Genomic DNA, 13585 nt, shown 5'->3' on the forward strand with positions numbered 1-13585 from the left:
CGACCCTACGAGAGGAAGCGCGTCACCGATCGGCGGATGCCCGCGACGTCCAGGCCGTGCGCGGCGTCGTGGTCCTCCGGGCTGCCGTAGCGGCGCAGCTCGGCGGCGCCGACCCCGAGCCCGAGGACCCGGTGCCGCAGGTCGGCGAGCGCGTCGGAGACGTGCCGCACCGAGGTCCCGGCGAGGTAGGGCTCCACGAGCACGACGTCCGGCTCGGACAGCGTGGCGCGCAGGCCGGCCGCGTCGAACGGGCGGACGGTCGCGGCGTACAGGACGGTCACGTCCAGGTCGGCGACGGCGGCGAGCGTCCGGTCCGCCAGAGGCCCCACCGCGACGACCGTCCCCCGGCTCCCCCGCCGCAGCACCGTCATCGACGGGCCCGCCCCGTACGGCCGCGCGTTGGACGCGCCCGAGAGCCGGACGTAGACCCGGTCGTCACCGGGCAGGGCGGCCCACAGCTGCGCCTGCGCCTCGTCGGCGTGCCCGGGCACGTGGACGGTCCAGCCGTCGAGGGTGTCGAGCAGCGGCACGTCGCGCGGGCCGAAGTGGGTCTCCCCCGCGCCCGCCATGTCGTAGGACCCGCCGGCCGACACCAGCAGGGCCCCGACGCCCTGGTGCCCGAGGTCGAGCTTGAGCTGCTCGTAGGGCCGTTCGACGAGGAACGGCGCGAAGGTGTGCACGACCGGGCGCATCCCGGTCAGCGCGAGCCCACCGGCGGCGGAGACGAGCAGCTGCTCGCGGATGCCGACGTTGATCACGCGGTCGGCGAGGTCGGGCGGAACGTCGACGTAGCCGGCGCCGATGTCGGCCAGCAGCGCGACGACCCGCGGGTCGGACGCGATCAGCTCCGGCAGCAGAGCATAGAAGCGTTCCCGCAGGTCGGGCGGGGTCACTGTGTCGGAAGGAGTGGGCTGCTGCGTATCGGTGAGCAGAGCAGAGCCGGTCATCGGGAGCTCCCCTTCGGTTCGACGTGCGCGACGACGGCGAGCGGCCGGTCGGTGTGGTCGGTGCGGAACGCGCGCTCCAGGGCGTCGTGGTCGCGGCCGTCGGCGTCGACGGCCATCCAGCCCTCCGCGGTGAAGCGGCCGGCGATCCCGCCGGGCCAGCCGTGCGAGGCCGAGCTGTTGTCGACGACGACGGCGCTCAGCCCGGACAGCCCGGCACGGCCCGCGTACTGGATCGCCTCGAAGTTGGAGCCCTCGTCGAGCTCGGCGTCGCCGACGAGGACGACGGTGCGCGCGTCGCGGCCCTGCAGCAGCAGCCCCGACGCGGTGCCGACGGCCAGTCCGAGCCCGTGGCCGAGCGAGCCGGAGGAGATCTCCACCCCGGGCACGAGCGTGCGGTCGGGGTGGTGCCCGAGGGGCGAGTCGTACCCGGCGAACCGGTCGAGCAGGTGGTCGTCGAGGAACCCGCGGGCGACGAGGACGGCGTAGAGCGCCATCGGGCCGTGCCCCTTGGAGACCAGGAAGCGGTCGCGGTCGGGGTCGTCGGGATGCTGCGGGTCGATGCGCAGGATGCGGTCGTAGAGGACCCACAGGACGTCGAGGGTGGAGGTCGCGGCGGGTTCGTGCTTCTCGTCGCCGGTCATCCGGGTCATCAGCCCGGCGAGGTCGGCGTAACCGGTCGGTGATCGCATGGTCACCACCGTGCGACCTGAAGTGCGGTTCAGGTCAAGGGCTCGGGTCGAGGGCGGCCTACTCCTCGTCCGGCGGGGTCGCCTTGCGGACGTAGAGCAGCTGGTCACCCCGCTCCAGCGCGTCGACGGCGGCCGAGTCGACCCGGTGGAGCTGCTCGCCGCGCACCACGCCGAGCACGATGTCGGGCAGGTGCCGCGGGGAGCCGCCGACCTCGGTCGGCTCGACCTGGCGCTGGGAGATCGCGAAGCCGGCGTCCGGGGTGAGCAGGTCCTCCACCACCTCGACGACGGCGGGCGAGCGGGTCGCGACGCCCAGCAGCCGCCCGGCCGTCTCGTCGGACACGATCACCGAGCTGGCGCCGGACTGGCGGAGCAGGTGCACGTTCTCCGCCTCGCGCACCGCGGCGACGATCGAGATCGACTTGGACAGCTCGCGGGCGGTCAGGGTGACCAGCACCGCGGTGTCGTCGCGGTCCAGGGCGACGACCAGCGTCGTCGCCAGCTGCACCCCGGCGATGCGCAGCACCGCGGAGCGGGTCGCGTTGCCGGACACGGTGACCAGGCCCAGCCCGGAGGCCACGTCCAGCCGCGCCCGGTCGGTGTCGACGACGACGATCTTCCCGGGGTCCACGTCGTCACCCAGCAGCGTCTCCACCGCCGCGCGCCCCTTGGTGCCGTAGCCGACGACGACGATGTGCTCGCGCACGCGCGACCTCCAGCGCTGGATCCGGAACGACTGTCGCGAGCGCTCGGTGAGCAGCTCGACGGTCGTACCGACGAGGACGATCAGGAACAGCACCCGCAACGGGGTGATCACCGCGATGTTGATGGAGCGGGCCATCGGGCTGACCGGCACGATGTCGCCGTAGCCGGTCGTCGACAGCGACACCGTCGCGTAGTAGAGGGCGTCGAGCAGCGAGATCTCGCCCGCGCCGTTGTTGTCGAGGTAGCCGTCGCGCCCGAAGAAGACGATCAACGTCGTCGCGCCGAGCGCGAACACCGCGATCGCCAGGCGGGTCACCAGCGAGCGCACCGGGCCCGACCGCGGGTCCGGCATCCGCAGCGCACCCTCGACCTGGGGATCGAGTTCGCTGAGCCGGGTGGAGCCGATCACGTGCGAAGGCTAGCGCCCAGGTCGCGCCGCACCGACCGCGCGGGCCCTATCCTCACTCAGGTGTCGGCCGAGGGGGACCACGAACGTGTGACGCCTGCTGCGCGCACGTCGCTGCGGCCGCGGTTGAGCGCGCGCCGGTTCCGCGGCGGCGCCGCACCCGGGCCGGACCCGACCGAGGTCCTCGAGACGGGCGTCGCCGTGGCCGCGGGCCTGCGCGAACCGGCCGGGTCCGCCGCCGCGACCGAGGCGCTGCGCCGGCTCGCCGGGCTCTGCGGCGCCGAGGCGGCGGGCCTGGTCCGGCCCGGGCTGCCCGACTCGTGGTGGGGCCCCGGCCGCGCCGACGGCGTCGCGCTCGCCGGGCGGGCCCGCGGGCGACGGCTCACCGAGGCCGGCCGCACCGCGCTGCCCGTCGGCGACGGGCCGGTGCTCGTCCTGGCCGGTGGGGTCGGGTCGGCCGCCGCCCGCCGGACCGCCGCCTTCGTCGCCGACGCCCTCGAACGCGCCCGCCTGACCGACGGGGAGGCCGAGGCCGAGGCCGCCCGGCTGCGTGCGCTGCGGGCCCAGATCTCGCCGCACTTCGTCTACAACGCGCTCACCACGATCGCCTCGTTCGTCCGCTCGGACCCGGCGCGCGCCCGCGACCTGCTGGAGACCTTCGCCGAGTTCATCCGGCACTCGCTCGCCGCACGGGGCGACTACGTGCCGCTGGCCGGGGAGTTCCGCTCGGTCGAGGCCTACCTGACCCTCGCCCGCGCCGTGCTCGGCGAGCGGCTGCGGGTGCAGGTGCGGGTGGCGCCGGAGGTGCTGCCGGTGCCGGTCCCGGTGCTGGCGCTGCAGCCGCTGGTCGAGAACGCGGTGCAGCACGGCGTCGAGCGCTCCCCCGACGGCGGGCTGGTGCAGGTCAGCGGCGAGGCCGAGGGGGACGTCTGCGTGATCACCGTCGACGACGACGGGCCGGGCATGAGCCCCGAGCACGCCCGCGCCGTGCTGGCCGGCACCGCCGAGGGCGCCGGGCTGGCGCTGGTGAACGTCGACCGCAGGCTGCGTGCGGTCTACGGCCCCGGTCACGGCCTGGTCATCGAGACCGCGCCCGGCGCGGGTACACGGATCGTGCTGCGGATCCCGCGGTTCCAGCCCGGGGTGGTGATCTGAGGTGACGCCCTCCGCCGAGCCGCTGCGCGTGCTGGCCGTCGACGACGTCGCCCCCGCCCTCGACGAGATCTGCGCGCTGCTGGCCGACGCGCCCGACGTCGGCGAGGTCGCCCGGGCCGGCGGCGCGGTCGAGGCACTGCGCGCGATACCCACCGGCCGGTTCGACGCCGTCTTCCTCGACATCACCATGCCCGGGATGGACGGCCTGGAGCTCGGCGGGGTGCTGGCCGCGATGGCCACGCCGCCGGAGATCGTCTTCGTGACGGCGTTCGAGGAGCACGCCGTCGCCGCGTACGGCCTCGGCGCCGTCGACTACCTGCTCAAACCGGTCGGCGCGGACCGGCTCGCCGACGCGCTCGGCCGGGTGCACCGGGCCCGGGCGGGCCGCTCGGCCGCCGGGCCGGGCATCCCGGGGGCGGTCACACCGGAACCGGCCGGGCCCGCGCTCCCCCGCGTCGACGAGCTCGCCGTGCTGCCGGTGGAGGCCGCCGGGCGCACCCGCTACGTCCGCCGCGAGGACGTCCGCTTCGTCGAGGCCCACGGCGACTACGTGCGGCTGCACCTGCCCGGGGGCTCGCACCTGGTGCGGATCCCGCTGTCGCGGCTGGAGGAGCACTGGGACCCGCACCGCTTCGTCCGCGTGCACCGCAGCTTCCTGCTGCACCTGCCCGCGGTCCGCGAGCTGCGCAGCGACGCCGGCGGCGGCCTGCTCGCCCACACCGACGCCGGTGACGTGCCGGTCAGTCGTCGCCACGCCCGGGACCTGCGCGACCAGCTGCTCGCCGCGGCCACCGCCGGGGCGCTCGACGGCCACCGCGCCCCCGACGGCCCGGGAAGCGACCGGGGGCGGCCGTGACCGCCCGCCCGCGCCGGGTCGCGGTCAGCGCACCGCCCGAGCGGGGTACCGCCGTACCGCGCACACAGCCGGCCGCGGCGCTCGACCCGGGGCTGGCCGAGCGGGCCCGCGGGCTGCGCCGGGCCCAGCTGCGGCGCGCCGTGGTCACCCTGGCCTGCGCCGCGGTGCTGCTGTTCGGGCTGCCGGTGCTGCTGCGGCTCGCGCCGGACCTGGCCCAGTGGCGGGTCGGGGGGCTCCCACTGGGCTGGATCGCGGTCGCCTGGCTGCCGTACCCGCTGCTCGGCGTGCTGGCGTGGTGGCACCTGCGCCGGGCCGAACGCGCGGAACGCCCGTGACGGCCGCCGCGGTCGTCGCCCTGCTGCTGGTCACGGTGCTGATCGGGGCACGTGGCGTCGCGGCGATGCGCACCACCTCGGACTTCCTCGTCGCGTCCCGGCGGACCTCGCCGATGCTCAACGCGGCCGCGGTCTCCGGGGAGTACCTGTCGGCGGCGTCGTTCCTCGGCGTCGCCGGACTGGTGATCAAGGAGGGCACCGGGGCGCTCTGGTACCCGGTCGGGTTCGCCGCGGGCTACCTGCTGATGCTCGCGCTGGTCGCCGCGCCGATGCGCCGCTCCGGGGCGCTGACCGTGCCCGGGTTCGCCGAGGCCCGCCTCGGGTCGCGGTCGCTGCGCCGGTTCTGCGCGGTGGTCGTCGTGGTGATCGCGGTGCTCTACCTGGTGCCGCAGATCGTCGCGGCCGGGCAGCTGCTCACGCTGGTGTCGGGCGTCGACTACTGGGTCGGGGTCGTGGTGTCCGGGCTCGCCGTCGGCCTGACCCTGGCGCTGGGCGGGATGCGCGCCGCCACCTACGTGCAGGCGTTCCAGTTCGCACTCAAGCTCCTGCTGTTCGCCGGGCCCGCGATCTGGCTGCTGCTGCTCGCCGGGCCGCAGCTGCGCGCCGACATGGCCGCACCGCCGGAGTTCACCCGGTTCACCGCCGCGACCCCGGTCGACTTCCGGCTCGACACCGAGCTCGTGCTGACCGAGCCGACCGTCGTGGTCGTCGACGGGGTGCCGGTCCCGCTCGCCCCCGGCCCGCACCACGCCGCCGCCGACGCCGTCTGGGTCTTCCCCGACGGTGCCGCCGTGCCCGAGCTGGGCGGCGACCGGGCGTCGCTGCCGGTGCCCGGCGGTGCCGAGTGGGCGCTGCCGCTGCTCGGCACCGCCGACACCTCGCCGCTGCTGACGACCTGGTCGGTGCTGGTCGCGACAGCGCTGGGGACGATGGGGCTGCCGCACATCATCGTGCGGTTCCACACCAGTCCGGACGGGCGCGGTGCCCGGCGCACCGCGGCGATCACCGTCGCGATGCTCGGCGCGTTCTACCTGTTCCCGATCGTCTACGGGCTGCTCGGGACCGTGCTCACCCCCGAGCTGTACCTCTCGCAGGGCACCGACACCGCGATCGTCACGCTGCCCGGCCGGGTCACCGGCGGCGGCACCGCGGCGGCACTGACCGCGATGCTCACCGCGGGGGCGTTCGCCGCGTTCCTGGCCACCTCGCTCGGGCTGCTGCTCGCGCTGTCCGGGGCCCTCGCCCACGACCTCATGCCCTCGGGTCTGCGCCGGCTGCGGCTGACCGCGCTGGCCGCGTCGGCTGCCGTCGTACCGGCGGCGCTGCTGATGGTGCGCGTCGACGTCAGCGCGGCGGTGACCTCGGCGTTCACCGTCGCGGCGTCGACGTTCTGCCCGCTGCTGGTGCTCGGCCTGTGGTGGAAGGGGCTGACCGCGCGCGGCGCGTACGCAGGGATGGTCACCGGGCTGCTCGCGACGGTCGGGTCGATGGCGCTGGGCGCCGCGCTCGGGCTCGGCGGGACGGCGGGCATGCTGCTCGCCCAGCCCGCGCTGTGGTCGGTGCCCTGCGCATTCCTCGTCATGATCGCCGTGTCACTGGGCGATCACGTTCCGTCGGACGCGGAAGTTACGATGCTGCGGCTCCATCTGGCCGATCGGGAGTGAGCGCCTTAGCGTAGCGGCGACATTGTCGTCAAGACCGCTCGTCGTTCGGTGCCGCGCTCGATCGTCCGGTCGTCGGCCGCTCGCATCTTGGGCCGCCCGGAGCGTGCGTGTGGGGTTCCGCACACGGCCCGAAGGTCCTTTCCTGGGTCCGGTCCCGTGGCCGTGCGTGGCTTGTGCAAGGAGGCATACGTGAGTACGACCGAGTCCGACGAGCAGCCAGGCGGTCCGACGCCGGGCACTCCCGACTGGGGCGCCGTGCAGGCGAGCCCCGACTTCCAGGAGCTGCGCAGGCGGCTGCGCGGCTTCGTGTTCCCGGTGACCGCCGGGTTCCTGGCCTGGTACCTGCTGTACGTGCTGCTCGCGACCTTCGCGACGGACTTCATGGCCACCCCGGTGCTCGGCAACATCAACCTGGGGCTGATCCTCGGGCTGCTGCAGTTCGTGTCGACCTTCGCGATCACCGTGGTCTACATCCGCTACGCCGACCGCGTGCTCGACCCGCTGTCGTCGAAGCTCCGCGGAGAGATCGAGGGGACCCGATGAGCACGACCGTCCTGGCGGCGACCGCGGACAGCAACCCGGCGCTCAACATCTCGATCTTCCTGGCGTTCGTCATCGTGACGCTGGGGATCGTGTTCTACGTCAACAGCCGGCACGCGAAGAAGACCGCGGCCGACTTCTACACCGCCGGCGGCGGCTTCTCCGGCACCCAGAACGGGTTCGCGATCGCCGGTGACTACCTCTCGGCGGCGTCGTTCCTGGGGATCGCCGGTGCCATCGCGATCAACGGCTACGACGGCTTCCTCTACTCGATCGGGTTCCTGGTCGCGTGGCTGGTCGCGCTGCTGCTGGTCGCGGAGCTGCTGCGCAACACCGGCCGCTTCACCATGGGCGACGTCCTGGCGTTCCGGATGAAGCAGCGCCCGATCCGCGCCGCGGCGGCCACCTCGACGCTCGCGGTGTCGTTCTTCTACCTGCTCGCGCAGATGGCCGGTGCCGGTGCGCTGGTCTCGCTGCTGCTCGGCATCTCGGGCGGCTTCGCCCAGGGCGTCGTGATCGCGGTCGTCGGCGTCGTGATGATCGCCTACGTCCTGATCGGCGGCATGCGCGGGACGACCTGGGTCCAGATGATCAAGGCGGTGCTGCTCATCGCGGGCGCGCTGGTCATGACGATCTGGGCGCTCGCCCTGTTCGGCTTCAACTTCTCGTCGATCATGCAGGCCGCCGCGGACGGCTCGCCGAAGGGCGAGGGCCTGTTCGCCCCCGGCCAGCAGTACGGCGCGTCGCTGACCTCGCAGATCGACTTCATCTCCCTCGGGATCGCGCTCGTCCTCGGCACCGCGGGCCTGCCGCACGTGCTGATGCGCTTCTACACGGTGCCGACGGCGAAGGAGGCCCGGAAGTCGGTCGAGGTCGCGATCTGGCTGATCGGCCTGTTCTATCTGTTCACCCTGGTCATCGGCTTCGCCGCCGGTGCGATCGTCGGGCCGGAGGCCATCCAGGCCGCGCCGGGCAAGGTGAACTCCGCCGCGCCGCTGCTCGCCGCCGCCCTCGGCGGACCGGTCCTGCTCGGCATCATCGCCGCGATCGCGTTCGCGACGATCCTGGCGGTCGTCGCCGGGCTCACGATCACCGCGTCGGCGTCGTTCGCGCACGACGTCTACATCAACGTGATCAAGCGGGGCGAGGTCGCGGACACCGAGGCCACCCAGGTCCGGGTCGCCCGGCGGACCGCGATCGTGATCGGCGTGGTCGCGATCGTCGGCGGCATCCTCGCGAAGGACCAGAACGTCGCGTTCCTCGTGGCGCTGGCCTTCGCGGTGGCGGCGTCGGCGAACCTGCCGACGATCCTGTACTCGCTGTTCTGGAAGCGGTTCAACACCACCGGCGGCCTGTTCTCGATCTACGGCGGTCTGATCAGCACCCTGGTGCTGATCGTCTTCTCGCCGGTGGTGTCCGGGAAGGAGACCTCGATCTTCCCGACCGTGGACTTCGCCTGGTTCCCGCTGGCCAACCCGGGCCTGGTGTCGATCCCGCTGTCGTTCCTGCTCGGCGTGATCGGTACCTACATCGGGCAGAAGCGCCACGACGGCAGCAAGTACGCCGAGATGGAGGTCCGGTCGCTGACCGGTGCCGGCATCGCCAAGGCCGAGGCGCACTGACCGCAGGCCACCCCACGCGGAGAGCCCGCGTCCCCGTCACCGGGGGCGCGGGCTCTCCGCGTCCTGCGGCTACCCCTCGGCGGCGGAGACGGTCGGCACCCCGGCGACGAGGTCGTGCAGCGCGCGGGCGTCGAGCAGGTCCGCCGGGCGCAGGGTGACGCCGTCGCGGACGTAGTGGAACGCCGCCCGCACCCGGTCCGGTTCGACGTCCTGCAGTGCCGCCCATGCCAGCCGGTACGCGGCGAGCTGCACCCCGACCGCCTGCCTGCGGTCCTCGGCGGGCAGGCGACCGGTCTTCCAGTCCACGACCGTCCAGCCGCCGTCGGGGTCGGCGAACACCGCGTCCATCCGGCCGCGCACGGCGACCCCGGCCAGCACCGTCTCGAACGACACCTCGACGTCGACGGGCCGCCGGTCCGCCCACTCCGACGCCTCGAACGCGGCCTGCAGCTCGGCGAGCTCGGTCGCGTCGGCCTCCGAGGTGACCGACTCGTCGGCGGCGCCGGGCAGCTCGTCGATGTCCAGCAGGCGTTCCGCGCCGAAGCGCTGCTCCAGCCAGGCGTGGAACGCGGTGCCGCGGCGGGCGTGCTGGTCGGGCGGCATCGGCACCGGACGGCGCAGCCGCACGGCGAGCGCGTCCGGGTCGTCGGCGAGCTCGACGAGCCGGCTCACCGACAGCCGCCCGGGCAGCGACACCGTGGGCCGCTGCGCGGCGGCGGCCCGCTCCGCGAGCAGGACGTCGACGTCGGCGGCCCAGCCCTCGGGGTCACCCTCGGCGTCGACCACGCCGACCCCGGGCTCCGCGTCGGGAGCCGCGGGCAGCTCCAGCGCGAGCTGGTCGGCGGGCGCGGCGCGGCGCGGCCGCTTCGGGCGCCGGGCCCGCAGCGCGGTACGGACCAGGTCGGCCCCGGAGCGCACGTCGTCGGCGCGGTCGCCGAACGGGTCCGGCGGCCACTGCGCGGTCCGTTCGACGCCCAGCGCCGGGTTGCCGGTGTCCAGCTCGGGCGGCGGTGCCCACTGCTCCAGCACCCCGACCTCGGAGCCGCCGGGGTCCTCCAGGATCTCGGCGAGCTCGGTCAGGAACACCGACGGCTCCTTCGGCTTCTCCCCCGTCGCGGGCCAGCGGTGCCCGGACACCAGCAGCACCCGTTCGGACCGGGTGAGCGCGACGTAGAACAGCCGGCGTTCCTCGGCGAGGCGGCGTTCGTCGAGGGCGTCGTCGTGGTCGTCGAGCGCGGTCTCGACCTGTTTGCGGTCGGCGCCGGGCGGGGGCAGGTGCAGGCCGGGCAGGTCGTCGGCGTCGCCGCGCAGCGGGACCGGCAGCGCGGCCGGGTCCTTCAGCCAGGAGCCGGACATCTTGCGGCCGGGGAAGACCTGCGCGACCAGGTGCGGGACGGCGACGACCTCCCACTCCAGCCCTTTCGCCGCGTGCACGGTGAGGATCTGCACCCGGTCCGGCGCGACCTCGACCTCGCCGGGGGTCAGCCCCTCCTCGGCCTGCTCGGCGGTCTCCAGGTAGTCGAGCAGACCCGGTAGCGACGGCACGTCCGCACCGGCGGCGAAGTCCGCGACGACGTCGGCGAACGCGTCGAGGTGCGCCCGGCCGGTGGGGCCGGGGCGGGCCATCGTCTCGACGTCGAGGAGCAGGGTCCGCTCGACGTCGGCCACCAGGTCGGTCAGCGGGGCCGCGGTGCGGGCGCGCAGCTGGGCGAGCTCACGGCCGATCCGCCGGATCCGGTCGAACCCGGCCGGGGAGTAGCGCTCCGGACCACCCGGGTCGTCGAGGGCGTCGACGAGACCGGCCTGCTCGGCCTGCTCGCCGGGCAGTGCGCCGAGGGCGAGGTCGGCGGCCGACAGCGGCCCGGGGCGGGCCGGGCGGTGCGGGACGAGCTCGCGGGCGCGCTGCCACAGCGCAGCCAGGTCGGCGATCCCGAGCCGCCACCGCGGCCCGGTCAGCAGCCGGACGGCGGCCGGCCCGGCGAGCGGGTCGGACACCACCCGCAGCGCGGAGACGAGGTCGCGGACCTCGGGGGTGGACAGCAGCCCACCGAGCCCGACGACCTCCACCGGGACCCGCCGGTCGCGCAGCGCGGCGGCGAGCGCGTCCATGTCGGAGCGGCGCCGGACCAGCACGGCCGCGGTGGGCGGGGTGCCCTCGTCGTGGCCGGCGTGCCAGCGCTCGGCGATGCCGTCGGCGGTCCAGGCCACCTCGGCCGCGACGTCGGGCAGCAGGGCGGCCCGGACGTCGCCGGGGCCGGCGCCGTCGAGCGGGCGCAGCTCCCCCACCCGCACGGTGCCGGGCGCGGTCCGCAGCGGCTCGGAGACCCGGTTGGCCAGGACGAGCACCTCGGCCGGGTTCCGGAAGCTGGTGAGCAGCCCGTGCACGGGCGCGGGGTCGCCGCCCGCGGCGGGGAAGTCGGTGCGGAAGCGCGCCAGGTTCCCGGCGCTCGCGCCCCGCCAGCCGTAGATCGACTGGCAGGGGTCGCCGACCGCGGTGACCGAGCGGTGGTCCGGGCCGTCGTCCGGCTCCGGGGCGAGCCCGGGCGGCACGCCGAACAGGGCGCGGAGCAGCACCCGCTGGGCGTGCCCGGTGTCCTGGTACTCGTCGAGCAGCACGGCCCGGTACTGGGAACGTTCGATCCGCCCGACGTCCGGGTCGGCCTCGGCGATCCGGGCCGCGAGGGCCATCTGGTCGGCGAAGTCCATGGCCTGCTCGGCCTGCTTGCGCCGGGCGAACTCCTCGACCAGCGGCAGCAGCTCGCAGCGCATCCGCTGCCCGGCGATGCGGGCCTTGTACCCGGCCGAGGGCTCGGCGCGCTGCCGCTTGCCGGGCGGGGCGTGCTCCAGCACCGGCAGCATCCGCTCGGCGAGGCGCCGCACCTGGTCCGGGTCGACGAGGTGCTCCCCCAGCTCCCCGGCCAGGGAGAGCAGGTAGCCGGTGACGGTCGCGGGGACCCGGTCGATCTCCAGGTCCGCGGCCCAGGTGGACACGACCCGGTGGGCGAGCTGCCAGGCCGCCGTCGGGCCGAGCAGCCGGGCGGCGGGCTCGGCGGGCAGCCGCAGCGCGTGCTCGCCGACCAGGCGACCGGCGTAGGCGTGGTAGGTCGCGACGGTGGGTTCGCCCGCCAGCAGCGCGGCGCGCCGGGCACCGGACGGGTCCAGGTCGTCGAGCAGCCGGGCCCCGGCGAGGCGGCGCAGCCGGGACCGGACGCGGGTGCCGAGCTGCTGGGCGGCCTTGCGGGTGAAGGTGAGCCCGAGGACCTGCTCGGGCAGCACCCGGCCGGTAGCGACCAGCCAGACGACGCGGGCCGCCATCGTCTCGGTCTTGCCGGCCCCCGCCCCGGCGACGACGAGCGCCGGCCCGGCGGGGGCGGCGATGACCGCGGCCTGCTCCTCGGTCGGCGGGTGCAGACCGAGCGCGTGTGCCAGCTCGGCGGGGGTGGGGTCCACGCGGACCGTTCTACCCGGCGTCACCGACAGGTCCGCCACCCGGCGCCGTCCCGGCCCGGCACCGGCGGCGGATCAGCGGCCGGCGGCGTCGACCGGTGCGAAGACGCGGGCCCAGTCGACCTGCAGGCGTACCTCGTCGGGGGTGGTCGCGTCCGGGCCGGGGATCCACCCCGACGCCGGGCCCTGGTCGAGCTGGACGGCCAGGTGCATCGGGGTGGTGGGGATCGCGCGGCGGTCGGTGACCTCCCACTTCTCCACCCCGTCGACGTACCAGGTGATCCGGTCCGGCAGCCACTCCAGGGCGAAGGTGTGCCACTGGGTGAAGTCCCCGGGGGTGTCGGTGGACAGGATGTGGTTCTGCGCGCCGTAGTGGACGAAGGCGGTGGCCGCGTGCCGGTCGCCGAACGGGATCTCCATCATGTCGAGCTCCCCGTCGTCGGGGAACCGCTCGGAGTCCGGCCAGAGCAGGATCGCGGGGCTGTAGCCGTTGCCGACGTCGGTGCGGGCGCGGAACTCCCAGCGGCCGTAGAGCCGGCCGTCGTGCATCGCGACACCGCCGGAGACGCCCCCGCCCGCGGCCCGGGGGCGCGCGGTCACGGTGAGCAGGCCGTCGCCGACGCCGACCGCGGACGGGCGGCGCAGGCCGTTGCCGAACCCGCCGGGCGAGTTGTAGACGCTCCAGGTGGAGCGGTCGACGCGGGAGCCGTCGAACTCGTCGCCACCGACCTGGCGCCACTGCTGCGGCGGGGGCGGGGGCGGCGGGGGCGGCAGCTGATTGTCCAGTGCGGAGGTCGCCGGGTCGGCGGCGACGGCCGTGCCGTCCGGCGGGACGAGCACGGTCCAGGTCAGCCCGGCGGCGGCGACGAGCACCAGCGCCATCGCTCCGGTGCCGTGCGCGATCCGGCGGCGCAGGCCGGTGACGGCGCGGTCCGGGCGCTCACGACGTCCGGTCCGCCCGGCACGGTCCGCCCGTCCGGCACCGTCCGGGATCTCGGCCCGGACGACCGTGGCACGGGCCCCGCGGTCGGTGGGGCGGATACGGGTGGTCGTGGCGACCGGCTCCGGCGTCGTCGGGACACGCACCACGGGGGTCCTCGCCACGGGGGGCCGGACCGCGGGTGCCTGCGCTGCCGCCGGAGGCCGGGGCGCTCGGCGTGGGCCGGGGACGGGGTCCGGGGCGGTACGCGTCCCCGGGGCGGGGCGCGACGGCGCGGGC

11 protein-coding genes are annotated in these 13585 nt (G+C 75.2%); 6 read left to right on the forward strand and 5 right to left on the reverse strand.

Annotation, left to right across the window (positions count from 1 at the left end):
* Positions 1-5: 5 nt before the first annotated feature.
* Genes KPF22_RS24925 through KPF22_RS24935 form a run of 3 tightly spaced genes read right to left on the reverse strand, consistent with a single transcriptional unit; the run spans position 6 to position 2693 of the window.
* Complete coding sequence (locus KPF22_RS24925; protein WP_224403446.1) at positions 6-947, reverse strand: transketolase family protein; 942 nt, start codon at positions 945-947, stop codon at positions 6-8.
* On the reverse strand, positions 944-1636 hold the full coding sequence (locus KPF22_RS24930; RefSeq protein WP_224403447.1) for a transketolase: 693 nt from the start codon (positions 1634-1636) through the stop codon (positions 944-946). The genes KPF22_RS24925 and KPF22_RS24930 overlap by 4 nt, the downstream gene beginning before the upstream one ends.
* A gap of 58 nt (positions 1637-1694) precedes the next feature.
* On the reverse strand, positions 1695-2693 hold the full coding sequence (locus KPF22_RS24935) for a TrkA family potassium uptake protein (protein ID WP_218622353.1): 999 nt from the start codon (positions 2691-2693) through the stop codon (positions 1695-1697).
* A gap of 117 nt (positions 2694-2810) precedes the next feature.
* Between KPF22_RS24935 and KPF22_RS24940 the strand changes: the two genes are divergently transcribed.
* The 6 genes from KPF22_RS24940 (at position 2811) to KPF22_RS24965 (ending at position 8919) form a co-directional block, all read left to right on the forward strand.
* The gene (locus KPF22_RS24940) at positions 2811-3902 is read left to right on the forward strand and encodes a sensor histidine kinase (protein ID WP_224403448.1); all 1092 of its coding nucleotides are present in this window, start codon (positions 2811-2813) and stop codon (positions 3900-3902) included.
* Position 3903: 1 nt separating this feature from the next.
* Entirely contained in the window at positions 3904-4758 is an 855-nt protein-coding gene (locus KPF22_RS24945) for a LytTR family DNA-binding domain-containing protein (protein ID WP_224403449.1), read from the forward strand.
* On the forward strand, positions 4755-5093 hold the full coding sequence (locus KPF22_RS24950; protein WP_224403450.1) for a hypothetical protein: 339 nt from the start codon (positions 4755-4757) through the stop codon (positions 5091-5093). The genes KPF22_RS24945 and KPF22_RS24950 overlap by 4 nt, the downstream gene beginning before the upstream one ends.
* Positions 5090-6757, forward strand: coding sequence for a cation acetate symporter (locus KPF22_RS24955; RefSeq protein WP_224403451.1), 1668 nt, complete (start codon positions 5090-5092; stop codon positions 6755-6757). The genes KPF22_RS24950 and KPF22_RS24955 overlap by 4 nt, the downstream gene beginning before the upstream one ends.
* A 189-nt stretch (positions 6758-6946) precedes the next feature.
* Positions 6947-7300, forward strand: coding sequence for a DUF485 domain-containing protein (locus KPF22_RS24960; RefSeq protein WP_224403452.1), 354 nt, complete (start codon positions 6947-6949; stop codon positions 7298-7300).
* Complete coding sequence (locus KPF22_RS24965) at positions 7297-8919, forward strand: cation acetate symporter (protein WP_208826177.1); 1623 nt, start codon at positions 7297-7299, stop codon at positions 8917-8919. The genes KPF22_RS24960 and KPF22_RS24965 overlap by 4 nt, the downstream gene beginning before the upstream one ends.
* Before the next feature lie 69 nt (positions 8920-8988).
* Here the strand turns inward: KPF22_RS24965 and KPF22_RS24970 are convergent, their stop codons facing one another.
* Together KPF22_RS24970 and KPF22_RS24975 are read right to left on the reverse strand one after the other, a co-directional pair.
* Positions 8989-12369 (reverse strand): ATP-dependent DNA helicase, encoded by a 3381-nt coding sequence (locus KPF22_RS24970; protein ID WP_224403453.1) that lies wholly within the window; start codon positions 12367-12369, stop codon positions 8989-8991.
* 72 nt (positions 12370-12441) lie between these two features.
* Positions 12442-13452: a family 16 glycosylhydrolase gene (locus KPF22_RS24975; protein ID WP_224403454.1), complete on the reverse strand. Its 1011-nt coding sequence runs from the start codon at positions 13450-13452 to the stop codon at positions 12442-12444.
* Positions 13453-13585 lie beyond the last annotated feature (133 nt).

It is taken from the genome of Pseudonocardia sp. ICBG1034 (assembly GCF_020131375.1).
Classification (GTDB): Bacteria; Actinomycetota; Actinomycetes; order Mycobacteriales; family Pseudonocardiaceae; genus Pseudonocardia; species Pseudonocardia alni.

Excerpts from the sequence above, each read along its gene's own strand:
- KPF22_RS24965 (WP_208826177.1), top strand. The coding sequence starts at position 7,297 with ATGAGCACGACCGTCCTGGCGGCGACCGCGGACAGCAACCCGGCGCTC.
- KPF22_RS24925 (WP_224403446.1), bottom strand. The coding sequence starts at position 947 with ATGACCGGCTCTGCTCTGCTCACCGATACGCAGCAGCCCACTCCTTCC.
- KPF22_RS24935 (WP_218622353.1), bottom strand. The coding sequence starts at position 2,693 with ATGCCGGACCCGCGGTCGGGCCCGGTGCGCTCGCTGGTGACCCGCCTG.
- KPF22_RS24930 (WP_224403447.1), bottom strand. The coding sequence starts at position 1,636 with ATGCGATCACCGACCGGTTACGCCGACCTCGCCGGGCTGATGACCCGG.